The organism is Roseibium sp. (genome assembly GCF_039982295.1).
Taxonomy (GTDB): domain Bacteria; phylum Pseudomonadota; class Alphaproteobacteria; order Rhizobiales; family Stappiaceae; genus Roseibium.
Window position 1 is genome coordinate 201281 of sequence record NZ_JBDWYP010000064.1, and the last position, 23804, is coordinate 225084.

21 protein-coding genes are annotated in these 23804 nt (G+C 57.2%); 12 read left to right on the plus strand and 9 right to left on the minus strand.

The features are described from left to right. The first annotated feature begins 52 nt into the window (after positions 1–52). Positions 53–820 carry a 1-acyl-sn-glycerol-3-phosphate acyltransferase gene (locus ABJZ52_RS13890; RefSeq protein ID WP_348191847.1) on the plus strand — a complete coding sequence of 256 codons (768 nt, stop codon included), beginning with the start codon at positions 53–55 and terminating at the stop codon, positions 818–820. 10 nt (positions 821–830) lie between these two features. Here the strand turns inward: ABJZ52_RS13890 and ABJZ52_RS13895 are convergent, their stop codons facing one another. Then, positions 831–1355: a gamma-glutamylcyclotransferase gene (locus tag ABJZ52_RS13895; protein WP_348191844.1), complete on the minus strand. Its 525-nt coding sequence runs from the start codon at positions 1353–1355 to the stop codon at positions 831–833. Between the two features lie 123 nt (positions 1356–1478). On the opposite strand from ABJZ52_RS13895, the gene ABJZ52_RS13900 reads away from it, so the two are divergent. Further along, on the plus strand, positions 1479–2519 hold the full coding sequence (locus tag ABJZ52_RS13900; RefSeq protein WP_348191841.1) for a DUF2125 domain-containing protein: 1041 nt from the start codon (positions 1479–1481) through the stop codon (positions 2517–2519). A gap of 9 nt (positions 2520–2528) precedes the next feature. Here the strand turns inward: ABJZ52_RS13900 and ABJZ52_RS13905 are convergent, their stop codons facing one another. Continuing rightward, entirely contained in the window at positions 2529–2990 is a 462-nt protein-coding gene (locus tag ABJZ52_RS13905; RefSeq protein WP_348191838.1) for a GNAT family N-acetyltransferase, read from the minus strand. Positions 2991–3165: 175 nt separating this feature from the next. Between ABJZ52_RS13905 and ABJZ52_RS13910 the strand changes: the two genes are divergently transcribed. From ABJZ52_RS13910 to ABJZ52_RS13920, 3 genes are all read left to right on the plus strand, one after another. Next, entirely contained in the window at positions 3166–4050 is an 885-nt protein-coding gene (locus ABJZ52_RS13910; RefSeq protein ID WP_348191835.1) for an EamA family transporter, read from the plus strand. A 107-nt stretch (positions 4051–4157) separates the two neighbouring features. After that, positions 4158–5048, plus strand: a complete 891-nt coding sequence (locus tag ABJZ52_RS13915; protein ID WP_348191833.1) for a CoA ester lyase — start codon at positions 4158–4160, stop codon at positions 5046–5048. Between the two features lie 8 nt (positions 5049–5056). After that, on the plus strand, positions 5057–5260 hold the full coding sequence (locus tag ABJZ52_RS13920; protein ID WP_348191830.1) for a DUF1737 domain-containing protein: 204 nt from the start codon (positions 5057–5059) through the stop codon (positions 5258–5260). A 68-nt stretch (positions 5261–5328) separates the two neighbouring features. Here ABJZ52_RS13920 and ABJZ52_RS13925 read toward each other — a convergent pair whose 3' ends face one another. The 5 genes from ABJZ52_RS13925 to ABJZ52_RS13945 form a co-directional block, all read right to left on the minus strand. Continuing rightward, positions 5329–6486, minus strand: coding sequence for a DUF1513 domain-containing protein (locus ABJZ52_RS13925; RefSeq protein WP_348191827.1), 1158 nt, complete (start codon positions 6484–6486; stop codon positions 5329–5331). Then, positions 6467–7555 (minus strand): imelysin family protein, encoded by a 1089-nt coding sequence (locus tag ABJZ52_RS13930; RefSeq protein ID WP_348191824.1) that lies wholly within the window; start codon positions 7553–7555, stop codon positions 6467–6469. The genes ABJZ52_RS13925 and ABJZ52_RS13930 overlap by 20 nt, the downstream gene beginning before the upstream one ends. Beyond that, positions 7555–9072, minus strand: coding sequence for a di-heme oxidoredictase family protein (locus tag ABJZ52_RS13935; protein ID WP_348191821.1), 1518 nt, complete (start codon positions 9070–9072; stop codon positions 7555–7557). Before ABJZ52_RS13935 ends, ABJZ52_RS13930 begins: the two co-directional genes overlap by 1 nt. Positions 9073–9201: 129 nt before the next feature. Continuing rightward, the gene (locus ABJZ52_RS13940; protein WP_348191819.1) at positions 9202–10464 is read right to left on the minus strand and encodes an imelysin family protein; all 1263 of its coding nucleotides are present in this window, start codon (positions 10462–10464) and stop codon (positions 9202–9204) included. 44 nt (positions 10465–10508) lie between these two features. Next, positions 10509–11006 carry a hypothetical protein gene (locus ABJZ52_RS13945; RefSeq protein WP_348191817.1) on the minus strand — a complete coding sequence of 166 codons (498 nt, stop codon included), beginning with the start codon at positions 11004–11006 and terminating at the stop codon, positions 10509–10511. Between the two features lie 300 nt (positions 11007–11306). Here ABJZ52_RS13945 and ABJZ52_RS13950 point away from each other — a divergent pair, with 300 nt between their 5' ends. Further along, positions 11307–11783 carry a TerB family tellurite resistance protein gene (locus ABJZ52_RS13950; protein WP_348191815.1) on the plus strand — a complete coding sequence of 159 codons (477 nt, stop codon included), beginning with the start codon at positions 11307–11309 and terminating at the stop codon, positions 11781–11783. Positions 11784–11900: 117 nt separating this feature from the next. Continuing rightward, complete coding sequence (locus tag ABJZ52_RS13955; RefSeq protein WP_348191963.1) at positions 11901–12662, plus strand: glutamine amidotransferase; 762 nt, start codon at positions 11901–11903, stop codon at positions 12660–12662. 79 nt (positions 12663–12741) lie between these two features. On the opposite strand, the gene pyc is transcribed toward ABJZ52_RS13955, so the two are convergent. Further along, positions 12742–16191, minus strand: a complete 3450-nt coding sequence (pyc, locus tag ABJZ52_RS13960) for a pyruvate carboxylase (protein ID WP_348191812.1) — start codon at positions 16189–16191, stop codon at positions 12742–12744. 143 nt (positions 16192–16334) lie between these two features. Next, positions 16335–17066 (minus strand): LuxR family transcriptional regulator, encoded by a 732-nt coding sequence (locus ABJZ52_RS13965; protein ID WP_348191809.1) that lies wholly within the window; start codon positions 17064–17066, stop codon positions 16335–16337. Between the two features lie 605 nt (positions 17067–17671). On the opposite strand from ABJZ52_RS13965, the gene ABJZ52_RS13970 reads away from it, so the two are divergent. The 5 genes from ABJZ52_RS13970 (at position 17672) to ABJZ52_RS13990 (ending at position 23772) form a co-directional block, all read left to right on the plus strand. Further along, positions 17672–20716, plus strand: a complete 3045-nt coding sequence (locus ABJZ52_RS13970) for a helicase-related protein (RefSeq protein ID WP_348191806.1) — start codon at positions 17672–17674, stop codon at positions 20714–20716. A gap of 20 nt (positions 20717–20736) precedes the next feature. Then, positions 20737–21129: an RNA-binding S4 domain-containing protein gene (locus ABJZ52_RS13975; RefSeq protein WP_348191960.1), complete on the plus strand. Its 393-nt coding sequence runs from the start codon at positions 20737–20739 to the stop codon at positions 21127–21129. A gap of 187 nt (positions 21130–21316) precedes the next feature. Then, positions 21317–21655 (plus strand): ferredoxin FdxA, encoded by a 339-nt coding sequence (fdxA, locus tag ABJZ52_RS13980; RefSeq protein ID WP_348191803.1) that lies wholly within the window; start codon positions 21317–21319, stop codon positions 21653–21655. A 422-nt stretch (positions 21656–22077) separates the two neighbouring features. After that, positions 22078–22680 (plus strand): CarD family transcriptional regulator, encoded by a 603-nt coding sequence (locus ABJZ52_RS13985; RefSeq protein ID WP_348191800.1) that lies wholly within the window; start codon positions 22078–22080, stop codon positions 22678–22680. A 222-nt stretch (positions 22681–22902) separates the two neighbouring features. Further along, positions 22903–23772, plus strand: a complete 870-nt coding sequence (locus ABJZ52_RS13990; protein ID WP_348191797.1) for an RNA polymerase factor sigma-32 — start codon at positions 22903–22905, stop codon at positions 23770–23772. The last annotated feature ends 32 nt before the right edge of the window (positions 23773–23804 follow it).

Sequence of the window (23804 nt, forward strand, 5' to 3'; positions counted from 1 at the left end):
TCTCCCGGCGTTCGCCGTGCTCCCTTTTGTCCGCTGCAAACGGCCAGGTAACATGCTTCTTCTGCGCTCGACGCTTTTCCAGATCCTGTTTTATCTCTCGACCTTTGTCCTGATGGTCCTCTTTTCGCCGGTGTTTTTGTTGCCGCGCCGTTGGGGCTGGTGGATTGTTCCCTTCTGGTCCTGGTTCAATCTGGCGCTGCTCAGGTTCATCGTTGGTCTGAAGGTCGAGGTTCGGGGACGGGAGAATATCCCGGAGGGCGGCTATATCGTCGCCTCCAAGCATCAGTCGGCCTGGGAAACCTTCGCGCTTATTCCCGAGTTTCCAGATCCGACATACATCTTGAAGCGAGAGCTGCGATGGATCCCGATTTTCGGCTGGTACACGGCGAAATTTCGCCAGATCCCGATCAATCGTGGCAAGCGCTCTGCTGCTCTGGCCGAAATGATGATTGCTGCCAAGAAAGCGATTTCCGAGGATCGTCAGATCATGATTTTCCCGGAAGGGACCCGGCGTCCTGTGGGTGCCGAGCCGAAATACAAATTCGGCATCGCCCATCTCTATCGGGATCTCGACTGTCCGGTCCTGCCGGTCGCACTCAATGCCGGTCTTTATTGGCCACGGGCGTCCTGGATGCTCTATCCGGGGACGGTCCTGGTGAACATCCTGCCGCCCATTCAGCCAGGGTTGGCACCGGATGTGTTTCACGCAACGCTTGTGGAGACGATTGAGAGCGCCACCGAAGCGCTGTGTGAGGAAGCCCGGGGAGAAGCTCGCCCGTCACCCTTGCTCGCCGACTTGCGGCCGGTGGCTGCAGATTGATCAGCCGCGCCTAGCGGGTTTCGTCCAAGCGTGAGGCCAGCCAGGCGACATTGTGGTCCTGGATGCCGAGCTCCCCGAGATGGCTGGCCGTGTTCAGAACATATTCCGGATTTCGACCGGATTTGCCGACGGCTTCCAAAACGATGCCAAGCTGCTCGTCCAGTGGTAGGGCGCCTGCATATTGGGGATGTTTTCGGTCGACCATATAGGTCAGAGCGTTCACGGTTTCGCCGTCTTGCAATGTGACTTTACGCCAAGCCTCGACATAGACCATCGTCACTTGTTCGCGGGCACGCAGATATTCGATGGTTTGATCCCGGTCGGAGGCCGACACTCTATAGGCCATGCCGCGGCAAGCGCCGCCGCGATCAAGGCCAAAGACAAGACCGGGTCTTTCCTCCGTTCCGCGATGGACCCAGGAGTAGACGCAGAGCGAGCGATGGGCGCCACGCAGCAGGGCCGTCTGGCTTCTTGTATGATCAAAGCCGGGGTTCCACATCAAAGAACCATAGCCAAACACCCAGAAATCGCTCATATCCGTCCTTTGCATTGCCATCCAAGGCGTTCGAATAACAATGGCGCCTGCCGGTTGCAATGCAGGGATGGCAAACAGAACCGTGAACCGTAACGACAGACTGACTCAAATGGGAGAATCGTCTTGGACGCAGGGCCAAAGCGCAACTTGAAGATCCGCTACATCTTGCTCGCAGGGGCGGTTCTCATGACCATTTTGGTGTGGAGCGGCGGTTGGTTTTACATGCAGGGCGTGCTGCGCGACCAGATCGATCACCAGATGGCTCGTCTCGCCCAGACGGGTCAGGCTGTTTCGTGCACAGACATGCCGATTGGCGGCTTTCCATTTCGCTTTGAAGTCAGTTGCGCGGAACCGGTTCTTGCCGATGCGCGCGGGCGAACCGCAGACTTCAAAGCGCTGAGGACAGTCGCTCTTGTCTACAAACCCTGGCATGTCATTGCCGAAGCGGACGGACCGGCGCGGTTTGAAGATCCGCTGACCGGATTGATGGGGGAAGCGAACTGGGAAAGTGCGCGCTCGAGCGTCATCTATTCGACCTCCTCCGTTGAGCAAATCGATGTGGTGATGGAAAATGTATCTTTGGCTATCGCCGGAGCGAGGCCAGAGGCTGGCCTCCTTGCCGATGGAGCTTCATTTCACCTGAGGCCCCTCCCCGGCGCGCTGGAGACGCTGGAGGTGTTTCTGTCGCTCAATCGAGCCGATTCAGACATGTTGCCTTCTCTTCCGGAGCCGCTTGATGCGAAATTGCATTTGCAGCTGGAGAATGGAATGAGCCTTCTTCAAGGTGCGCCCTTCGAAAGGCTGAGAAACCTGTCTGATGGATCCTTGCCGTTTCGTGTGGCGTGGGCCTCCGTTGGAAATCAGGAAATGGCCGTTTCAGCGACGGGAGATCTCGTTTTGGACAGGGAGGGCCGGCTTTCCGGCAAACTGGATCTTTCGCTAGCTGGTGTGGATCAGCTGGCGAGGTTTGCCGCGGCGATCTTTCCAGGGGCAGCTGCCAACCTGGATGCCATGCGCGGGGCTGCATTGTCGTTTGGGCAACAGGCCGCTGATGAAAATGGCCGACCTGTGGTCCGCCTGCCGTTGAATCTGCGCGATGGTCAGGTCAATCTTGGATTTTTGCCCCTGGGCGTTCTCCCGCCAATTTCACTCGGCGGGAGATAGAAAGTCACGTCAGCTGCCTGCAACCCGGTCGATCGGGATGATGTAGCTGCGCACGCGGTCCGGCTCGGCGATCTTCTCGTAAAGCGCGACGGCCGGCGCTTCCTTGTCGCGCACCAGCCAGCGCAGGTGCAGCCAGCCGCGCTTCTTGCCTTCAGCTTCCAGAGACTCGATCATCTTTCTGCCGACACCCTGATTGCGGAAGCTCGGCAGAACGTAGATATCGTCCAACTGGCCGATCCGTAGGCCGGTGGTCAGCTCCGGAAGGTCGAAAAACACCGAGAACCCGATCAGTTGGTCGCCCTCATAGGCACCAATGACTTCGGCGGTTTTGTCTGCAAGAATCCGTTCTGCGTAGAATTCATCCGGGCGCCGTGGGGCACCACGTTTCAAGGCCTGTGCATTCTCGGCAATCAGTGGAGCAAGCTTGTGAGCGTCTGCTGAGCTGAGGGTCTTGATTTCCGTTTTGCTCATGGTGTCTCCGGATCTTTTCGGTCCATTTCGATGTCTGCAAGATGTCCTGAAACGCCTCGCACAATCAAGCAGAACCGGTCGGTAGGCAGTGCAACGATTGTCGCATATAAGGTGCTTGGTGCATTCTGGGTTTATATCCCTTACCCGAAAGTCATCCTATTGTGAGAGATTGAGTATGGCCGAAGAAGCTGCCCGTATGCGGGCAACCATTATTGGGCTGAGCGCCGTGTTGATGTGGGCGACACTGGGATTGTTCGGAGCTGGTTCTGGGTCTGTCCCGCCATTTTTACTCAATGCGCTCTGTTTTGGTCTTTCCGGCTGTCTGGCGATGGTTTGGCTCGCTATTCGGGGCAAGCTGTCGCTGATGAAGCAACCACTTAAAGTCTGGGCCTTGGGGACGATCGGGCTGTTCGGTTTCCACTTTTTCTATTTCACGGCGATCCGCAACGCACCCCCTGTTGATGCCAATCTGATCAACTACATGTGGCCCCTACTGATCGTGGTCTTTTCGGCACTGCTGCCGGGTGAAAGCCTTAGGCTTCATCACGTTATCGGCACCTTGCTGGGGTTGTTTGGAGCTGCCCTGCTGATCACGGGCGGTGAGGGTTTGTCATTTACCGGCGGATCGGTTCTTGGATATGGGGCAGCGGTCGCGTCTTGCCTGTTCTGGTCCACCTATTCGGTTCTTTCCCGGCGCCTGGGTGAGGTACCGACCGAAGCTGTTGCAGGGTTCTGCCTGATGACTGCTCTCTTGTCGGCCGTGTGCCATGTCTTCCTGGAAGAAACCGTCTGGCCCGCGCAAGCGACGGAATGGATGTCTGTGGTGGCGCTCGGCCTGTTTCCGGTCGGTCTGGCTTTTTTTACCTGGGATATCGGCGTCAAACGAGGAGATATTCAGGTGTTGGGAGCTGCTGCCTATTCTGCGCCGCTGCTCTCGACCTTGTTGCTGATCGCATTCGGTTTCGGGTCGTTTACGCTTTCCGTTTCTCTCGCCTGTATCGCGATTACCGTTGGCGCGTTGATTGCCGCGAAGGACATGATTTTCCGCCGTTCGTCTTGAGCCCCGGTTTCGGGCTTGGAGTGATCCAAAAGGCGAGTGGAAAAGGTCGAATGCTGCCTGTAGCTTGCTGCAAAGCAATATGATGACATGTCTCCGGGAGTTTTCGCATGACACAGTCCTACCAGCCACGCCGATCCGCTCTCTATATGCCTGGGTCAAACGCGCGGGCCTTGGAAAAAGCGAAAACACTCGACGTTGACTGTCTCATTCTTGACCTTGAGGACGCTGTCGCGCCGGATTCGAAGGCCATGGCGCGTGATCAGATCGTTTCAGCTGTCTCTGGTGGCGGCTATGGCGAACGCGAGGTGGTGATCCGGATCAACGCCCTCGACACGCCCTGGGCCAACGAAGACCTGGCTGCAGCTATAAAAGCAGGCCCTGATGCGATCCTCGTTCCCAAGGTGAACACGCCGGCGGATCTGCAGCAGGTCGCACACCGATTGGCAGTTGGACAGGCTTCCGTGAACATAAAGCTATGGGCGATGATGGAGACGCCGCTTGCGATGTTGAATGCCGCCTCAATAGGCGCCTGTGGTCGTGACCCGGAAGTGCGTTTGTCCTGTTTCGTAATGGGCACTAATGATTTGGCGAAGGAAACACGTGCGCAATTGAACCCCGGCCGTGCCGTCATGATGCCCTGGTTGATGACATGTGTCGCTGCGGCGCGTGCAGGTGGGATTGATGTTCTCGACGGTGTCTACAACGCCTTCAATGACCTGGAAGGATTCGACACTGAGTGCGCGCAGGGCGTCGAGATGGGTATGGACGGCAAGACGCTGATCCATCCGAAGCAGATCGAGGCCTGTCATGCGGCGTTCAGCCCTTCGGCGGAAGAAATCGCCTGGGCGCGAAAGATCAACGATCTGTTTGATTTGCCTGAAAATGCCGATAAGGGTGCAATCCAGGTGGACGGGAAGATGGTGGAACGCTTACATGCGGATTTGGGGCTTCGATCCATCGCAATTGCCGATGCGATTGCTGCCCGTTCCAAGGCTTGAGTGAGACTATGAAACTCTATCGTTTTATCACCGGTCCGGACGACAGCGAGTTCTGTCATCGCGTGACCCAGGCGCTAAACAAGGGATGGGAGCTTTCCGGCTCACCGTCGCTCACTTTTGACGCCGAGCGTGGCCGTACAATGTGCGGTCAGGCTGTGACCAAGGATGTTCCAGGCGATTATGCGCCGGACATCAAGCTTGGCGAATATTGATTTTGGCCAACTCTGAATTGAAAGAGCCTCGGAGGTTTACCGTCGGGGCTTTTCTTTTGTCTGGCTGGTTAGAGTGCGAACATGTGGTTATCCCAGGCAACACCTGCGGGACGCGCGAGCACGTCCGGGTATGAGCTTGGTTCCTCAAGGTAACTCAATCCGCCCCTGCCGTCCGAAATCAGGAATGCGCTTTCGTCGATCGGAGCAAGGCCGCAGCCATCGATGACATTCTGTGTGCCGAGGAGCTCTCCGGTCGCAGCCGACCAGAACATGACCTTGCCGCCGCGCGGGGCCGAGGTGGCAACAATGTCACCGCTCGCATTTGCAACGACTGAGCCGATATAGCTCTCGAGACCGGACGCGATTGGGCCAGGAATTTCCGTCAGTCGGGGTGCTTGGTCACGGGTCATTCTGGCGACGAGCGGAGGGGTGAGCGAGAGATCACCCTCGAATTGCCCGCCGACCCAGACCTGCCCCATGCTGTCCATTGCCATGTGCCGAAGAGAAAGCTGATGCAGATCCTTCTCAAGGGCATGATTGGCAAGAAGGTCGCCATTTTCGAGGTCGAGATAGACCACTGACGGCGTCATGGTGTCGATATTCAGCTTCTCTCGGGGTCTGCCGGGGTGGGTTTGTATGCCACCGTTGGCGACGACCAGAGTCTTGCCGTCATCGGTCAGAAGCAGATCATGGGGGCCAATGCCGCCGGTTTCGAGCTCGCCAACGCGCCGGATTTCGCGGCCGCTGACGTCATAGACCCCGATGACGCCGCGCACCGCCTCATAATCGTTTTCAACCGCGTAAACGAGACGGCCGTCTGCGGAAAAGCATCCGTGTCCATAAAAGTGCCGCCCGGGGATTGAGCTCAGAACCTGGGGTTCGCTGCGCTGAAAGGGATCGATCAGCAAGGCAAACGTGCCGGGGCGGCGTGCAAAGGCGATCAGACGGTTCTTGTCCGGCGAAACTGCCATGCCGTGACCGCGTCCCGGCAAGGGGACACGCGCGATATCCTGGCCAGCATCATCCATGATCGAAAGGGTAAAGGAGCCGTCCGCTTCCCGGCGTGGGCTGGCGAAGAGCGGAACATCCAGTTGTGTGCGGTCCAGGAGTCCTTCCGCCAATGCGGTCTGATTGAGGCTGGTGCCGGCGAGCACCGCAAGGCCCCCAAGCCCTGTCAGAAAGGCGCGGCGTGAGAAGGGTGTTCGGTCAGTCGCCGTCCAGGGCATTGAAGCCTCCTGAAAGGCCAAGGGCACCTGCCAGCTCGAGGGCAATTGTGTCGCGCAGACTGTTCATGGTGATGACCAGCAGGGTCAGTTTTTGATACGTTTTTTCGTTTTTCAACGATTGACGGATTGGCGCATCGAGGGACTCAAGATTGGCGATGCCATTTGCGAATTCAAAGTGAATCGAATCCGGGATCCAGAGAAACTCCTCGTCCAGGTTCTGCTCAAAATGCGCAGCGCGCAGGGCGGTTTCGATGCCCTGCAATTCCGCAATCAGATATGCCCTGCCATCGCCTGAGCGTGAAAAGGGCAAGCGATGCGCCTTGGCTTTCTTGATCTCGGAGCCAAGTGTTGGCAGGAGCTCTTGATCCTTGACGATAATCAGACCGGTCACGAGCGCGTTGAAAATCGTTTCTATGGCTTCCTTCGACGTCCGGATCTGACCGTTGTCCGGGCCAGGATTGAGCAATCGGGCGCTGTAGCCGTCCTCATCGAGCCAACCGGTCTCAATTTCCGTAGCAATACGATCAACATTCTGCGCGATCGCCGAGGCATAGCTGCAGATGTAGTCTCGATCTTCGCCCGGGTCCCCGAGCACGACGTCACCGTCTTTGTTGAACGCAATGAGTTGCAGCGCCGTCAGACCCTGCAGCGCGACGCTCTTGCCGGAAAGCTGATCCGGGTCGGTGATTGACGGGTCTTTCTTGGCAAAGGTTCGGCGGATCTGCCGCTGGGCGATTCCTCTTGCGTCCGGCATAAAGGCAAGGCTGTCGAGGCGATGATCATCTATCGTCGGGCCAAAGCGCAGAAAGCTCACGCCTCCGAACGCTGTCACGACGTCTCGATATCCGTCGGCAAAATCCTCCTTGGTCTGCGCAGTTGCAGTTGTGCAAAGAGCGTCGATCGTTGGCGGCAAGGCACTTGCCTGCCTCGCGAACGCGCTGGTCGCAGGGCGGATATAGCCGTCAATGACTTGTCTGACATTGGCTGTGTAGGTATCGGCGGCCAATGCCGTGCCCGTCTCAAGGCAGGCGGTGGACAAAACTGCAGCGGCGATCAGAAAGTTACGCATCAAAGGGACTCCAGGAAGCGGATCAGGGCGGCGCGATCATCGGGCTCAAGGGCTACTACGGCATTTCTAGCGGCCTCTGCCTCTCCACCATGCCACAGAACGGCTTCAAGCAGACTGCGTGCTCTGCCGTCATGGAGAAAGCGGGTGTGGCCATTGACGGTTTCCGTGAGGCCAATTCCCCACAGCGGCGGCGTTCTCCATTCGCGCCCTGAAGCATCCCCGACGGGGCGGTCATCAGCCAGATCTTCGCCCATGTCATGCAGGAGCAAATCGGAATAAGGCCAGATCAATTGAAAGCGGTGCGCCTTGTTCGCGGCCTCTCGGCTGGTTACGAACTTGGGTTGATGGCAGTCTGCGCATCCGGATTGATGGAAAACTTCTTTGCCCTTGAGAACCTCAGGGTCGTCAAAATCACGCCGGGCGGGGACTGCCAGGTTTTCGGAATAAAATGTCACCAGATCCAGCACCGGATCAGGTGCTTCGGTCGAGCCAAGGCGTTCCTGTTCGCCATGGCGCATCTCGCGGCAGGCGGTCTGGTTTTCCGTACAATCCCCCCATGGGGCGGGCTTGTCGGGCGAACCGATGCCGATGTCTCCCGAGAAAGCGTCTGCTGTCTGCGCGCGGACGTTGGCGTTTGACGCTTTCCAGCCGAAGCGACCCTGGGTCAGGTCTCCGGTTTTGGGGTCGCGAACCACACTGACCTTGCCGGAGATCCCGTCGCCGTCCAGATCCTCGGGATCAGCAAGTTGCTCGATATCGCCGGGGTGAATCGCTTCCAGCAGGCCCATGCCTATCATTGGTGGCGCGACGCGGGGCGAGATCAGGGTCTCGGGATGCATTGGACCATAGCCAAGATCCCGGACGACATAGGTGGGCTTCTGCAATACCGCGACTTCATCACCATTCAAGGGAACGGTGATGTCCTCAAGCATGATGTCGAAGCGGCCCTCGCCAGCGGCGCCGGGCACAGCGAAGGCCTGAAACTGGCCGCCATAAGTTGGCTCTGGAATGCGCAGCAGTTCCCTGGAGTCGAGCATGACTTGCTGCTCAGGCGTTTGAGCCGGGATGGAAAGGCGCAGAAAAAGGGAAACAGCCTCGTGTCCTGGGAGCGGCGGCCGACCTCTGCCGTCTTTCAGATGGCATCCCTGGCAGGAGCGGGCGTTGTAAAGTGGTCCGAGGCCATCCGAAGCCTGCGTTGAAGAAGGCGAGGAAACCCAGAGCTTCTTGAACAAGCCATTGCCGACCCTGAAGGTCTGTTCTTCTTCGAACGTGATATTTGCGGAGGCATGGGAAAAGGAATCGCGATTGGCCCGTTTTCGCGAGGTCGCAGCTCCGCCGGACATGGGCTCGAACTGTTCCGGTTTGGAAAAGTCTTCGCTGTTGGCGACAATCCGCGCGACACGCTTGCGGTCTTTCGGTGTCAGGTCATCTCGGTGGGGCAGGATTTCATCTGCGGTGGCGGGCAGGGCAATTGCCAAAGCCGCGAGCGCAGACAAACACCATCTGGTCGGTGTCATGTCAGTGCGTAGCCATAATGTTCGCGTCTCTTCGTTGATGCGGTGTGCCCCAATTCTAACACTGCATCAAGGCTGACACCGGCGGGCAAATGGAAACTGCGTCCATTCGCCCGCCGGTGATGCTGGTTCTTACTGGAATACAGCGTTCGGGTTGTCGAGGCTGTCCGAACCTTCAAAGGCGATTGCTTCGAGGTTCAGAGTTTCGACGACACGTTCGATGGACTTGGTCTGATCGACAAGCGCGTCAACCACGGCCTGAACGACTGCGTTGCCTTCATCGTTGCCTTCGCCGATCATCTGGTCATAAGCTTCGCCACCTTCGGCGCGTGCTTTCATGACTTCAAATGCGGCCAGAGTGGCGTCGAGCTTTGCTTTCATTTCTTCGGCCAGGGCTGCGTCCTTCTCGGCGACGAGATCGGCAAGCGAAGCACCGTCAACGTCGTTTCCTGCAACGCTCTTGTAAGAGCCGAAGTAGACGTTCCGGATGCCGACAACATCATTGTAGTGAGACATGTGCGTGTTGTCGGAGAAGCAGTCATGCTCTTCTTCCGGATCATGCAGCATGAGGCCGAGCTTGATACGTTCGCCGGCGAGTTCGCCGTAGGACAGGGAGCCCATGCCGGTCAGGATGGTGGCGAGACCGCCAGCTTCGCCCTTGGCGCCGAGTTCTTCACGCGCTGCGCCCCCATCGGACCATGCAGCAACCATTTCCTCAAGATCGGTGATCAGAAGCTCGGTTGCGGCCTTCAGGTAAGCAACACGGCGGTCGCAGTTGCCGTTTGTGCAGTTGGCCGGGTCGAAGTCGGTCGCAGGGCGGTTGCCGGCGCCAGCTTCGGTTCCGTTCAGGTCCTGGCCCCAGAGCAGGAATTCGATGGCGTGGTAGCCGGTTGCGACGTTGGACTCGACTTCACCGGCTTCCTGCAGCTGCTCAGCCAGGAATACAGGGGTAATTGCCGTCGCATCGATGGTTTCGCCGCCGACCTTGAGGCTTGCGTTTGCGATCACATTGGCCGCGTAGAAAGCGTTCTCTTCGGATTCTTCACCATAGGACGCATCAACATAGTCGATCAGACCTTCGTCCAGTGGCCAGGCATTCACTTTGCCTTCCCAGTCATCAACGATGGCGTTGCCGAAGCGGTAAGCTTCAGTCTGCTGATAAGGGTTACGTGCGGCGATCCAGGCTGTGCGGGCTGCAGCAAGTGTTTCATCGCTCGGGTTTGCAATGAGAGCATCGATTGCGGTCTTGAGTTCCTTGGCAGTGACCAGGGAGTCAGTGAAGGTTGCTTCGGCGACGTCGCCGTATGTGCTCAGGACGTCGGCTGGGGTTGCGGCCAGAGCCGGCATCGCGAACAGGGCCGTTGCGGCAAGAAGGCCGTACTTGATGGATTTCATGGTCAGTTTCCTCATTTTATCAGGAGGCCGCGCTGCTGCTGCGGTCAGTGGTGAAATCGAGAGTTGAGTTGCTTCAAGGGGCACTCATCCAGCGTCATGCCGGACAAGTCGACCGTCTTGAGAAGAAGACCGCAGTCCTTGAGGGACGCGGCGAATTCGGTTGCGGCGAAAATGGTTTCTTCACGCCCTTCCTGCGCCACAAGCACTGCGCTGATGCGTGAAACGGCCTCTCGGTCGTCAGCCTGTGCTGCCGCAACAAGGGCGGCCAGGAGACACTCATCCTGACACAGCTTCTTGCATTCGTAGGGGAAGAGGCAGAAATGGCGTGCTGCATGAGTGTTGAGGGCGCGGGTGTAACAGGAGAGCTCGGATACAGGCCGCCGGGCGCGGTTTTTGCCGAGTTCGTCGGCGTAAAGGTCCCAGGCCATTTCCCAACAGCTGATGTCGCCGGTCGAAAATCCCGTCATGTAACGGCGCACACCTTCGACCACGAGCCACTCTGCTCGTTCCTGAATGTCGATTGGCAATGCCGATCCGGTCATGCCGGTGTCTCCTGAGGTCTTTCGCGCCCGAAATCTCCTAGCGGCAGAAATCATTTTATGAATATCAAAGTCAAGTATAAAGCACAGAAAAAACAATAGATTAGAATTGTTAAAAACAGGAGCCTTGCGATCCGGTTTGGGAACGCTGCAAAAATTAGAACGTTGTAAACCTGAAACGAACTCCTAGCTTATAAAGTCTGTTTGCCTCTCTTGAAGCGAACTCGTAGCTTCGAAAGCGGTCGGCTTGGTCATATGCTTGGCCAGTCGTGAGGAAACACAGATACTGGTCGGACGTTATTCATGCTCACTGCCCTCAGACAATTTCTTCGTGAAGTAACTACCGGCGACAGCGGCAAAGTAGAATTTGCCGAAGACGACAAACGTCTTGCCGCCGCCGCTCTTCTTTTTCACCTGATCGACGTTGATGGCGTGATCGAGGAAGCCGAAAGTCAAAAGCTTCGAGAGATTTTGCAGGCCCGCTACGGGCTCAACGATGCAGAAACGACCGAATTGATCGAGGCTGCGAAGCAGCGCGACAGCGAAGCCGTCGATCTCTACGGCTTCACCTCGGTGCTCAAGCGGACCACTGACGAGAGCGAGCGTCTGGCGATCGTGGAGATGATGTGGGAAATCGTCTATGCCGACGGCCATGTCCACGAATTTGAGGACAACACGATCTGGCGGGTGGCAGAGTTGCTCGGCATCTCTACACGTGACCGGATGGTGCTTCGGCAGAAGGTCGCCAAGACAGCGCCGGAAAGCGGTGACGGCTCTTAAGGTTGGGCGAGCAAGCGTTTTGCTTGCTGCGCGCTTGCCTAATTTATGGGTTCGAACATTGGTATGAACTTGCGAAAAGGCTCGACCGGTTTTCAAAATGGACTACAGTTGGATGCCATGAAACTGGATTCCTTTAAACGCTCTTCCCGCCCCAAAATTCTTATCGTTCTGCATCAGGAGAACTCGTCCTCCGGGCGCGTCGGTCAGGAACTGGTCAAGCGTGGGTTTGCGCTGGATGTTCGAAAGCCTCGCTTCGGCGATAGCCTTCCGGAGACCATGTCTGACCATGCTGGCGCCGTTATTTTCGGCGGACCGATGAGCGCGAATGATCCGGACGCGTTTGTTCTCAAGGAGATTGACTGGATCAAGGTGCCGCTTCGCGAGCAAAAGCCGTTTCTCGGCATCTGCCTTGGAGCGCAGATGATGGTGAAACAGCTGGGTGGTTCAGTGTCGTCACATCGGGATGAGCTGGTTGAAATCGGTTATTATCCGCTTCAGCCGACGGCCACTGGCAAATCAATGATGACCTGGCCTGAAAAGGTCTATCAGTGGCATCGGGAAGGTTTCGATCTGCCTGCCTCCTGCGATTTGCTGGCGTCAGGGCCGACTTATGCCAACCAGGCCATCCGTTATGGTGCCAGCGCATTCGGGATCCAGTTTCATCCGGAACTGACACATTCGATGTTGGTACGATGGACGACCAGGGGTGCGCCTCGTATGTCTTTGCCAGGTGCACAGCAACGCGGAGACCATTTCGCGGGGCGCTACATCTATGATGCAGCGGTGCAAGCCTGGCTGGATCGCTTTCTGGATTTGTGGATCGGCACGGCAGAAGCGCCAGTGGCCTGCAGACTTCACGACCGCACGGCAGCCGAGTAGACTTCGCACCTTGTTCTGATTGCAGGTTCGCAGCCAATGGGGAAACCAGCGCCGACATGATGCCGGCGCTCGCTTTCACTCAGGCCTCAAAGACGATCAGCAGGTCCTTGGCGTCGATTTGTGCGCCCGGGCTCACAAGAATCTCGGCGACCACACCGTCTTTTTCCGCGTGTAGCGCGGTTTCCATCTTCATCGCCTCGATGGAAAGCAGCACGTCACCTGCCGAAACGTTCTGGCCAGCTTTGACTGCGACGGTTGAGATGACGCCCGGCATCGGTGCTCCGAGGTGGCTTTCGTTGTCGTCTTCTGCCTTGCGCTTTGCACCCGCACCAGCGGCACCATGGGCGCGATCCGGCACCTTGATGATCCGTGGCTGGCCGTTCAGCTCGAAGAAGACCTTCTTTTCTCCATCCTCATTGGTCTCGCCTATGGCCTGGCAACGAACAACAAGGGTTTTGCCGGGCTCCAGTTCGATAAGGATTTCATCACCTGCTTCCAGTCCATAAAAGTAGACCGGTGTAGGCAGGACGGATGTTGGGCCGTATTGCTGCTGGGCCTTGTCGAAGTCGAGAAAGACCTTCGGATACATCAGATAGGCAGCAAGATCCGTGTCATCGATCTCGCGTCCTGCGCTTTCTGCAGCATCTGCGCGCTGGGCCGCAAGATCGGCCTCGGGCAGGAGCGAGCCCGGGCGGACGGTGATCGGGTTTTCGCCCTTGAGGACCTTTGCCTGGATTGCCGCCGGCCAGCCGCCTGGAGACTGTCCAAGGTCCCCGCGCAACATTTGAACAACGGAATCCGGGAAGGCGACTTCCTTCGCCGGGTCTTTGACGTCGGAAATTGTCAGTCCCTGCGAGACCATCATCAACGCCATGTCGCCCACAACCTTGGAGGAAGGCGTGACCTTGACGATATCACCGAACATCATGTTGACGTCCGCATAGGTCTGCGCAACCTCATGCCAACGGGCTTCGAGGCCGAGAGAGCGTGCCTGTTCTTTGAGGTTGGTGAACTGGCCACCGGGCATCTCGTGAAGGTAGACCTCTGAAGCGCCTGAGCGCAGATCGCTCTCGAACGCACGATATTGGGTTCGGACCGCTTCCCAATAGAAGGAAATCTGCCGAATTGTCTTGGGATCAAGGCCGGTTTCGCGATCGGATCCGCGCAATGCTTCGACGATCGAGCCGAGGCATGGTTGTGACGTTAGTCCGGAAAGTGCATCCATCGCTGCATCCACCGCATCGACGCCAGCTTCGACTGCTGCAAGAACGGTCGCTGCGGCGATGCCGGACGTGTCATGGGTGTGGAAGTGGATCGGCAGGCCGGTTTCCTGCTTCAGCGTGCTGACCAGAATCCGCGCAGCTTCAGGCTTCAAGAGACCTGCCATGTCCTTGATTCCAAGGATGTGGGCGCCAGCGGCTTCCAGTTCCTTGGCAAGGCCTACGTAGTATTTCAGGTCATATTTGGGCCGTGCGCTGTCGAGCATGTCTCCGGTGTAGCAGAGGACACCTTCGCAGAGTTTGTTGGCTTCCTGGACTGCGTCCATGGAAACACGCATGTTTTCAACCCAGTTGAGGCAGTCGAAGACACGGAACAGGTCGACACCGTTTTCCGCGGCCTGCGCGACGAAGAACTTCACCACATTGTCGGGGTAGTTGGTGTAGCCGACGCCGTTCGAGCCGCGCAGCAGCATCTGCAGGAGGATATTGGGCGCCTTCTCGCGGATCAGGCGCAGACGTTCCCAGGGACATTCGGTGAGAAAGCGCATGGAGACGTCAAAAGTGGCACCGCCCCAGCACTCCAGCGAGAAGAGATCCGGCAAGCCGGACGCATAGGCATCTGCAATCCGGACAATGTCGTTGGTTCGCATTCGGGTCGCCAGAAGCGACTGATGCCCGTCACGCATTGTGGTGTCGGTGACCAGGGTGCGGGTTTCAGCCTTCATCCAGTCGGCAAAGCCCTTCGGGCCAAGCTGATCGAGAAGCTGGCGGGTGCCGCCTGGCTTTTCGTCGCCGAAGAAAGGCACTTCCGGCAGCATGGCGTCTTGTGCCGGACGCGCACGAGAACGGGTTTCCGGGTGACCGTTGACGGACACATCGGCGATGTAGGTCAAGAGCTTGGTTGCCCTGTCCTGCCGCTTGGTCTGTTCGAACAGTGCCGGTGTGTCGTCAATGAAGCGGGTCGTGTAGTTGTTCGCGCGGAAATCCGGGTGATCGATGATGTTTTCGAGGAAGACCAGATTGGTTGCGACGCCCCGGATCCGGAACTCGCGCAGTGCGCGGTCCATACGCTTGCAGGTTTCTTCAGCGGTGGGCGCCCAGGCGGTTACCTTTTCCAGAAGCGGGTCATAGAACCGGGTGATGACCGCACCGGAATAGGCGGTTCCGCCATCGAGGCGAATGCCGAAGCCTGTCGCGCCGCGATAGGCCGTGATCCGGCCATAGTCCGGAATGAAGTTCTGCTCAGGATCTTCAGTGGTGATCCGGCATTGAAGGGCGTGGCCGTTCAGGCGAATTTCTGATTGGGTCGGCACACCGCTTTCCGGCTGTCCGATTTTCGCGCCGCCGGCGATCTGGATCTGCGCCTTGACGATGTCGATGCCGGTGACTTCTTCAGTCACGGTGTGCTCGACCTGAACGCGCGGATTGACCTCGATGAAATAGACCGCGCCCGTGTCCGCATCCATCAGGAATTCGACCGTTCCGGCGCCGCGGTAATTCACTTCGCGGCCGATCTTCAGACCGTATTCGCAGAGTTCGGCGCGCTTCTCATCGCCGAGATAGGGAGCCGGGGCACGCTCGACGACTTTCTGGTGCCGGCGCTGGATGGAGCAGTCACGCTCAAACAAGTGAACCAGGCCACCCTCGCCGTCGCCCAGGATCTGCACCTCGACATGGCGCGCACGCTGGACCAGCTTTTCCAGGTAGATCTCGTCCTTGCCGAAAGCTGCCCGTGCCTCGCGTTTTGCCGCAACGACATCGCGCAGAAGCGTTTCCTCGTCCGGAATGACGCGCATGCCGCGGCCACCGCCGCCCCAGGACGCCTTGAGCATGACCGGGTAACCGATGCCTGCCGCGAGGCGTTTGACTTCATCCATGTCGTCTGGCAGCGGATCTGTCGCCGGCATGACCGGGACACCCGCCTCGATCGCCAGATCGCGCGCAGCCACCTTGTTGCCGAGGCGCCGCATGGTTTCAGGTCTGGGGCCGATGAAAATAATACCTGCTTCTTCGCAAGCCTCGACAAATTCCGGGCTTTCGGAAAGCAGGCCATAGCCGGGGTGGATGGCGTCTGCGCCGGACAGTTTGGCAACTCTGATGATCTCGTCGATGGCCAGATAGGCTTCAATCGGACCAAGTCCCTTGCCGACCTGATAGGCCTCATCGGCCTTGAAGCGGTGCAGCGCCAACTTGTCCTGCTCGGCGAAGATCGCAACCGTCTTCAGTCCGAGTTCATTTGCGGCCCGAAACACGCGGATAGCGATTTCAGACCGGTTTGCGACGAGAATCTTGCGAATTGCCAAAAGCATCCCTCCCAATGGTTTGCCAGCGCCGCCCCTGCAGCTCTGATCATGGGATTTCTACTTTGGTCGGCGACATAAGAAAAGGGGCAGCGATTATGCCCTATTAACTTTTTAAAAATTTGGCCTGGAGTTTCCTTAGCGTTTTTGTTCTAGGCAATAAACCTTAGTCTCATGGCCTCAGCAACCGCATGGGTTCGGTTGCCCGTTCCAAGTTTTAATGTGGCCTCCTTGATATACCAGTCTGCCGTATGCCGTGAGATGCCAAGGATTGACGCAATATCGGAGCTGGTCTTGCCGGCTGCTGTCCACTTCAGACACTCTATTTCGCGGTTTGTCAGGGAAATGTTATCTTGTTCTAACTTGACGGGAGTCTGGGCGATCTTCACCGTGTGGGCGTAAACGTAGAGACCCGCGAGATGTAGCGCTTTCAAGTCTTCCGGCCCGAGATTAGCCTGTTCGCCGCCAAGGGCAAGAGAACCTTCCATGCCTTTCGGACCATAGACTGGTATGAAAACGCCGTTGTTGAGTGAAAAGCTTCGCGCCTCTTCGAGGATTTCCAGTCCACGCGGCGTGACACCCGGATCATTTTTCGAGTCGTTCCATAAAAATGGGTCTGATCCTCGAGCTGCTCGCAGAACCACAGGATCATCGACGATATATTGCTGTCCAAGGTAGCGGTCTTGCCATTCAGGGTTCCAACCGGACGCAAACAGATAAGGGTCTGTGAGCGAGCCAGGGCCGGTAAAGGTTGCGAGGACATAGATCGAGAAGCCGTAATCCGCGGCGAGCTGGCCGAGGCATTTCTTTGCGTCGTGAATCGTCTGGGTCTTGGCGACCGTCTCGGTAAAATCGAGGGCGCGGTTAAAACGCTCCTTGTTCATTTTAGGTCCCATTTCTCGAAATTATGGTCGCCGGATGCATTTTCAAATTCTGAATATTGGGTAGAAGCTGTCCCAAATAGAAACAATAAAGTAAATAATTTTTATTAGATTACGAACGATTTTGAGTCACAGATGCAATATGTAGACTGCTCTGCGATGAAACTGACTATACCTTGCGTGAACAAATCAAAAACTAGGCAGAATAAGTGATTCGTGCAGTTTCTGTTCTCTTTCCGTATCGCCCGTGTCGGAAAGGCTCTGGATCTTTGTTTTGCCTCTTAACGGTAAGTCAACGTTTGACAGGTTTCGGGTCGTTGAATCGATCTGGCAATATTTTCTCCCAAGACTCTGCTCCGATTCAGCATTTCGTGGCTCGTGGCTCTGGGAAATCCACATGTCGTAGAGAACGAAACCTGAATCTGCGAGAGTCGCCGATTCGATCAAGTTTTGTTCCAGAGTCGTTCTTTTCTCGGTCTGCGGGAGGCAAAACGTCGACAAATGAAGGGGGGACATGTCTTCGCCCAGTGTGCTAGACAGCCTCCATCTTGAAGCCATGGCCGCGTTCCGGGGCGCTTGCCGAACCGAACTGACATTGTAGCCTCTCCATGCCACGTTCCCCATACATGCACTTGCCGCCTGCGGCGCGGTCCAGAACGGTCACGGCGGTTCTGGGGCCGACGAACACGGGCAAGACCCATCTCGCAATCGAGCGCATGCTTGCGCACAAATCAGGGCTGATCGGCCTGCCTTTGCGGCTGCTTGCGCGCGAAGTGTACGGCCGTATCGAGGAGCGAGCCGGCACGGACGCCGTTGCCCTGATCACGGGCGAAGAAAAGATCATTCCGAAGGCGCCACGATATTGGGTGTCGACCGTCGAGGCCATGCCGCTCGATCTGGAGACCGATTTCGTTGCGATCGATGAAGTCCAGTTGGCCGGCGATCTCGACCGCGGGCATGTCTTTACCGACCGGCTGCTGAACCTGCGCGGCCAGTCGGAGACTTTGCTGCTTGGCGCTGCAACGGTCCGTCCCCTTCTGGAGAAGCTTCTGCCCGGCTTGAACGTGGTGACCCGGCCGCGCATGTCGGTCTTGACCTACGCGGGCTCAAAGAAGGTGTCGCGCCTGCCGCCACGCTCGGCGATTGTCGCTTTCTCCGCTGATGAGGTCTACGGCATCGCCGAGTTGATCCGCCGTCAGCGCGGGGGCGCTGCCGTCGTCCTTGGCTCGCTCAGTCCTCGTACGAGAAATGCCCAGGTCGAGCTGTTTCAAAACGGTGATGTCGAGCATCTTGTTGCTACCGACGCGATCGGCATGGGACTGAACCTCGATGTCGACCATGTGGCGTTCGCGGGCAATCGAAAATACGACGGATATCAGTACCGGCAACTGACTGCTGCCGAGATGGGCCAGATCGCTGGCCGTGCCGGCCGTCATACACGTGACGGCACCTTCGGAGTGACTGGTCGGGTCGATCCTCTCGACGACGAGCTGGTCGAGCAGATCGAAAATCACCATTTCAACAGTCTAAAAGTGCTGCAATGGCGCAACAGTCGTCTGGATTTTGCATCTTCGGCGAGCCTGCGCGCATCGCTTGATGTTGTGCCTCGAGAGGATGGGTTGGCGCGTGCTCCGATCGGCGATGATATCAATGCGCTTGAGCATTTGTTGCGCGATTCAGGCATTTCAACCATGGCAAAGGGTCCAAAAGCGGTCGAATTGCTCTGGGATGTGTGCCAGGTGCCGGACTATCGGAAGATCGCGCCTGCCAATCATGCAGAGCTTTTGAGTACGATCTACACCCATCTGATGCAAGACGGCGCGATTGCAGATGATTGGTTTACCCGTCAATTGGCCTTCGCAGACCGGGCGGATGGTGATATCGACACTCTGGCAAACCGGATTGCTCACATCCGGACTTGGACATATGTCGCGAACAGACCTGACTGGCTCGCCGATCCGGCGCACTGGCAAGGTGTCACACGCGGCATTGAAGACAAACTATCTGATGCGCTTCACGATCGCCTCACGAAGAGGTTCGTGGATCGGCGCACAAGTGTATTGATGCGACGTTTGAGAGAGAACGCCATGCTGGAAGCGGAAATTACATCGAGCGGCGATGTGCTCGTTGAAGGTCAGCACATCGGGAATCTGCTTGGCTTCCGGTTTGCTCCTGACGCGGCGGCCGAAGGGCCGGACGGGAAAACGGTGCGTGCAGCAGCCCAAAAGGCTCTGGCAACCGAAATCGAGGGCCGGGCCGACAAGCTCTCCCGCTCTGAAAATGCCGACTTCATATTGACCGCCGATGGGGCGATTCGCTGGCGCGGCGAAGCGGTCGCCAAGGTGGCCGCGGGTGAGGAAGTGCTGACGCCCTCCGTGTTGTTGTTAGCCGATGAGTATTTGACTGGTCCTGCACGCGAGAAAGTGCAGCAGCGTCTGGATCTTTGGATCAATGCCCAGATCGAAACGCTGCTGAAGCCGCTGGTCGATCTGAAGTCGTCGGAAGGCCTTGAAGGGCTTGCCCGCGGCGTTGCCTTCCGGATCGTTGAAGGCCTGGGCATTCTCGAGCGGCAGGAAGCTTCTGACGAGATCCGGCAGCTCGACCAGGACATGCGGGCATCCTTGCGGAAGCATGGTGTTCGTTTCGGCGCTTACAACATTTATGTTCCTGCGCTCTTGAAGCCGGCTCCGAGCCAGCTGCTTTCCCAGCTCTGGGCATTGAAGCATGGCGCTTTGGACATGAATGGTCTGAGCGACCTGCCCCAGCTTTCAGCTTCGGGCAGAACCTCCATTCCGGTCGATGAAACCATCGACAAGGCTCTCTACAAGGTTGTCGGTTTCCGGGTTTGCGGTCCGCGTGCGGTTCGCGTTGATATTCTGGAGCGGCTTGCAGATCTAATCCGGCCACTTGTCGCCTGGAAACCGCTCGATGCCGAAGTAAGCCCTCCTGAAGGTGCGATTGCCCAGGGAGGCGGTTTCACGGTTACCGTGGCCATGACCTCGCTGCTTGGCTGCGCCGGTGAAGACTTTACAGCAATTCTGAAGTCGCTCGGCTATCGCCTGGAGACCAAAGAAGTCGAACGCCCTGTGGCACCCAAGGCTGAAGAAGCGACAAAGTCTGAGGCTGATGCGGAAACTTCAGTCGATGCCGTTGCGGCTCCTTCGGAAACTGTTGAGGCTCCTGCAGAAGCGTTGGCGGGTGAAGCTCCCGACAACAGTCCTGTAGCTGAAGATGTCTCGACCGAGACGGTAGCGCCTTCCGAAAGCGCTGGTGAGGCAACTGAAGCAGTCGAAGAAGCTTCAGCGGATGCTGGTGAAGCCGTTGAAACGGAAACAGTTACCATCGAGATTTGGCGTCCGGGCCGCGGCGACCGTCGCCCTCGACCACGCGGTCAGGACAACCGGCGAGGTGGGGACAATCGCAAGGGCGGTCAGGCACGTGGTGACCAGGGCCGCGGCGATCAGCGTGGCGAGAAGCGTCACGGTGGCCCCCGGAATGGTCCTAAAGGTGGCAAGGGTGGCGGTTCCAAGTCCTTTGGCGGTCCGGCGCGAAACGATCGGGCACCCAAGAAAGACAAGCCGCTCGATCCGAATTCACCCTTTGCAGCGCTCATGGCTCTCAAGGAGGGCATGGACAAGAAGGACAAGTCCTGACCTCGGCGAACAGGGACACGATTAAGCCGCCCGGAGGTTCGGGCGGCGCCCTTCGCGTCGACAAGTGGCTCTGGTTCGCCAGGGTCACCAAGTCGCGATCACTGGCACAGAAGCTTGCGTCTGGTGGCCATGTCCGTATCAACAAGGACAAGATTGCTTCTGCCAGCAAGACAGTGAAGGTTGGTGACGTTCTGACAATCGGTCTGGAGCGTCGTATTCTGATCCTCAAGGTTGTGGCTCTTGGCACGCGGCGTGGACCCTACGCGGAAGCACAGCTCCTGTATGAGAACATGTCGCCACCTCCACCTGAGAAAACCGAAAAACCAGCAGCTCCGGCACAGCGGGAAGCCGGCGCGGGACGGCCTACAAAGCGTGATCGCCGCCGTATGGATGCCTTCCGGGAGCCTGATTGAAACGAGAATCCGGCCGACCGCCAATCTTGAGCAAGAGTTTCCAGGCAGGGACATTTTGCGCAGTTGGCGACGCTTGCGCCCGTCGCCTAAACGGGATACCCAACGCGATCAGATAAAGGTGTTTTCCCGGAACCGTTTTTGAAGCGGTGATACGGGATGGCAAAACCGCCGTCATTAGAGGATTGCGATGACCTACGTCGTCACCGATAACTGTATCAAGTGCAAGTACACGGATTGTGTCGAAGTTTGCCCCGTCGATTGTTTCTACGAGGGTGAGAATATGCTCGTGATCAATCCGGATGAATGTATCGACTGTGGCGTCTGTGAGCCGGAATGTCCTGCCGAGGCAATTCTGCCCGATACCGAGCCTGGCCTTGAAAAATGGATCGAGCTCAATGCCGAGTATTCTGAAAAGTGGCCCAACATCACTGAGATGAAAGACGCTTTGCCTGAGGCCAAGGAATTTGACGGCAAGAAAAACAAACTCGAAGAGTATTTTTCTCCCGAGGCTCCGGCAGACGCCTGATTAACGTTTGAGGCTGCGGGATTCCGGGGCCTTTCATGAGCTGGAAGTGCGCAGAAAGCAGCCATTCCGATGATGCATGGCTTTGGTGACGCATGCGTCATCGTCTCAAAGCTTTAAATTTCCGCAAAGCTGTGTTATATTTACCAGATAGTCGTTCAACCACTGGCTGATCTCCCGGTTGGGAGGTTTTTGGCAACCGCAATCCGAGTGGGATTGTGAGCAGGATCACGCGTTTCGTATGACTGATCAAACTTGTAGAGTGGATTGCAACGGCTGACCACCCAGACGCGCCCGATATCAACAGGCGTTCCAGCAGGGACCGCCAGTGACTTTGCGTGCGTTAAGAGAAGAACATTGAGCCGCATCCAGCGGTCCAAATAACGGTCTGGCAGACCGGCAACTGCGCAGGAGTAATAACGAGAATGGCAACAGGTACAAAGAAGGCCGCGCAGCGTCAGGGGTTCAAAACTGGAGAACATATCGTTTATCCGGCACATGGCGTCGGTCAGATCACTGCCATTGAAGAACAGAATGTAGCAGGACACAGCCTGGAACTGCTGGTTATCGTCTTCGAGAAAGACAAGATGACCCTCCGTGTTCCGGTTGCGAAAATTGCTTCTGTCGGCATGCGCAAGCTGGGCGATCCTGCTGCGGTCAAGAAAGCTCTTGAGACTGTACGCGGCCGCCCGCGGGTCAAGCGCACAATGTGGAGCCGCCGCGCGCAGGAATATGAAGCGAAGATCAATTCCGGCGACCTCATCGCAATCTCGGAAGTTGTTCGCGATCTTTTCCGTTCGGAAAGCCAGCCCGAGCAATCTTATTCCGAGCGTCAGCTCTATGAGGCAGCTCTTGATCGTATGGCTCGCGAAATTGCAGCCGTCGACAAGTGCTCCGAAACGGAAGCTGTCAAGCAGATTGAGCAGAATCTCGCCAAGGCACCAAGCCGTTTGAAAGCGGCCGCTGAGGCTGCTGCAGCAGCTGAGGCCAGCGATGACGACGATGGTGATCAGGAAGAAGCTGCCTGATAGGCTTCAGACATAAATCCTGGCTTTTTCAGGCAATCGATTTTGAAGACCCGGCTTTGGCCGGGTCTTTTTTTATGCTCGCTCGATCTGCCCTGCCGAGTGTCGTCAGGTGCCGCTGGTTCACGTCATCGTGTGGCACTCGTCTCCATTGCAAGTCCGAGAGGTGATCCAGGAAGGCGCTCGTGACGTAAGGTATCCAAACAACACTGGAGCGGCTATCACATGTCCACTTCTCAGACAGAAAGACGCCAGATGGTTCGGGCTGCCATGAAGGCGCCCTACCTTACCCGCGAAGAAGAACACGATCTGGCTGTCCGTTGGCGGTCACAGCGCGATGAAAAAGCGCTTGAGAAACTGACACTCGCCCACATGAGGCTCGTCATTTCCGTCGCTACACGCTTCAGGAACTTTGGCCTGCCACTCGGGGACATGATCCAGGAAGGCCATGTTGGGTTGCTCGAGGCTGCGGCACGGTTTGAACCGGAACGGGAAGTGCGTTTCTCAACCTATGCGACCTGGTGGATCCGCGCCTCTATACAGGATTACATCCTCAGAAACTGGTCTATCGTTCGTGGCGGGACATCCTCGTCGCAAAAGTCGCTGTTTTTCAACTTGCGACGTCTCCGTGCCAAGCTTTCCAGCAATCAGCAGACGATGACCGACTCGGAACTGCATCAGAAGATTGCCAATGCGATTGGTGTGAAACAGTCCGATGTTGCCCTTATGAATGCCCGGCTTTCCGGGCCGGACACATCCTTGAATGCACCAGTGTCCGACGCCGATGGGTCGAGCGCTGATCGTCAGGATTTTCTGGTATCAGAGGCTCCGCTTCAGGATGAAGTCGTGTCTCGCAGCATCGATGAAGAGCGTCGCAGCGTGTGGCTCAAATCGGCTTTACAGGTTTTGTCGGAGCGTGAACTGAAAATCGTTCGGGAGCGGCGCTTGTCCGAGGAAGGTGCCACGCTTGAATCCCTCGGCCATAAACTTGGAATTTCGAAGGAACGTGTGCGGCAAATCGAAAGCCGTGCCATGGCGAAACTGAAAACCGCGCTGATGGAGAGCCAGCCAGACAGGGCTGCCTACTCATTATAAAAACACGGCGCAACAACAAGAAAAGCCAATCG

Excerpts from the sequence above, each read along its gene's own strand:
- ABJZ52_RS13965 (WP_348191809.1), bottom strand. The coding sequence starts at position 17,066 with ATGAACAAGGAGCGTTTTAACCGCGCCCTCGATTTTACCGAGACGGTC.
- ABJZ52_RS13990 (WP_348191797.1), top strand. The coding sequence starts at position 22,903 with ATGTCCACTTCTCAGACAGAAAGACGCCAGATGGTTCGGGCTGCCATG.
- ABJZ52_RS13940 (WP_348191819.1), bottom strand. The coding sequence starts at position 10,464 with ATGAAATCCATCAAGTACGGCCTTCTTGCCGCAACGGCCCTGTTCGCG.
- ABJZ52_RS13945 (WP_348191817.1), bottom strand. The coding sequence starts at position 11,006 with ATGACCGGATCGGCATTGCCAATCGACATTCAGGAACGAGCAGAGTGG.
- fdxA (WP_348191803.1), top strand. The coding sequence starts at position 21,317 with ATGACCTACGTCGTCACCGATAACTGTATCAAGTGCAAGTACACGGAT.
- ABJZ52_RS13950 (WP_348191815.1), top strand. The coding sequence starts at position 11,307 with ATGCTCACTGCCCTCAGACAATTTCTTCGTGAAGTAACTACCGGCGAC.
- ABJZ52_RS13925 (WP_348191827.1), bottom strand. The coding sequence starts at position 6,486 with ATGCCCTGGACGGCGACTGACCGAACACCCTTCTCACGCCGCGCCTTT.
- ABJZ52_RS13915 (WP_348191833.1), top strand. The coding sequence starts at position 4,158 with ATGACACAGTCCTACCAGCCACGCCGATCCGCTCTCTATATGCCTGGG.
- ABJZ52_RS13985 (WP_348191800.1), top strand. The coding sequence starts at position 22,078 with ATGGCAACAGGTACAAAGAAGGCCGCGCAGCGTCAGGGGTTCAAAACT.
- ABJZ52_RS13955 (WP_348191963.1), top strand. The coding sequence starts at position 11,901 with ATGAAACTGGATTCCTTTAAACGCTCTTCCCGCCCCAAAATTCTTATC.
- ABJZ52_RS13930 (WP_348191824.1), bottom strand. The coding sequence starts at position 7,555 with ATGCGTAACTTTCTGATCGCCGCTGCAGTTTTGTCCACCGCCTGCCTT.
- ABJZ52_RS13970 (WP_348191806.1), top strand. The coding sequence starts at position 17,672 with ATGCCACGTTCCCCATACATGCACTTGCCGCCTGCGGCGCGGTCCAGA.
- ABJZ52_RS13935 (WP_348191821.1), bottom strand. The coding sequence starts at position 9,072 with ATGACACCGACCAGATGGTGTTTGTCTGCGCTCGCGGCTTTGGCAATT.
- pyc (WP_348191812.1), bottom strand. The coding sequence starts at position 16,191 with ATGCTTTTGGCAATTCGCAAGATTCTCGTCGCAAACCGGTCTGAAATC.
- ABJZ52_RS13920 (WP_348191830.1), top strand. The coding sequence starts at position 5,057 with ATGAAACTCTATCGTTTTATCACCGGTCCGGACGACAGCGAGTTCTGT.
- ABJZ52_RS13890 (WP_348191847.1), top strand. The coding sequence starts at position 53 with ATGCTTCTTCTGCGCTCGACGCTTTTCCAGATCCTGTTTTATCTCTCG.
- ABJZ52_RS13905 (WP_348191838.1), bottom strand. The coding sequence starts at position 2,990 with ATGAGCAAAACGGAAATCAAGACCCTCAGCTCAGCAGACGCTCACAAG.
- ABJZ52_RS13910 (WP_348191835.1), top strand. The coding sequence starts at position 3,166 with ATGGCCGAAGAAGCTGCCCGTATGCGGGCAACCATTATTGGGCTGAGC.
- ABJZ52_RS13895 (WP_348191844.1), bottom strand. The coding sequence starts at position 1,355 with ATGAGCGATTTCTGGGTGTTTGGCTATGGTTCTTTGATGTGGAACCCC.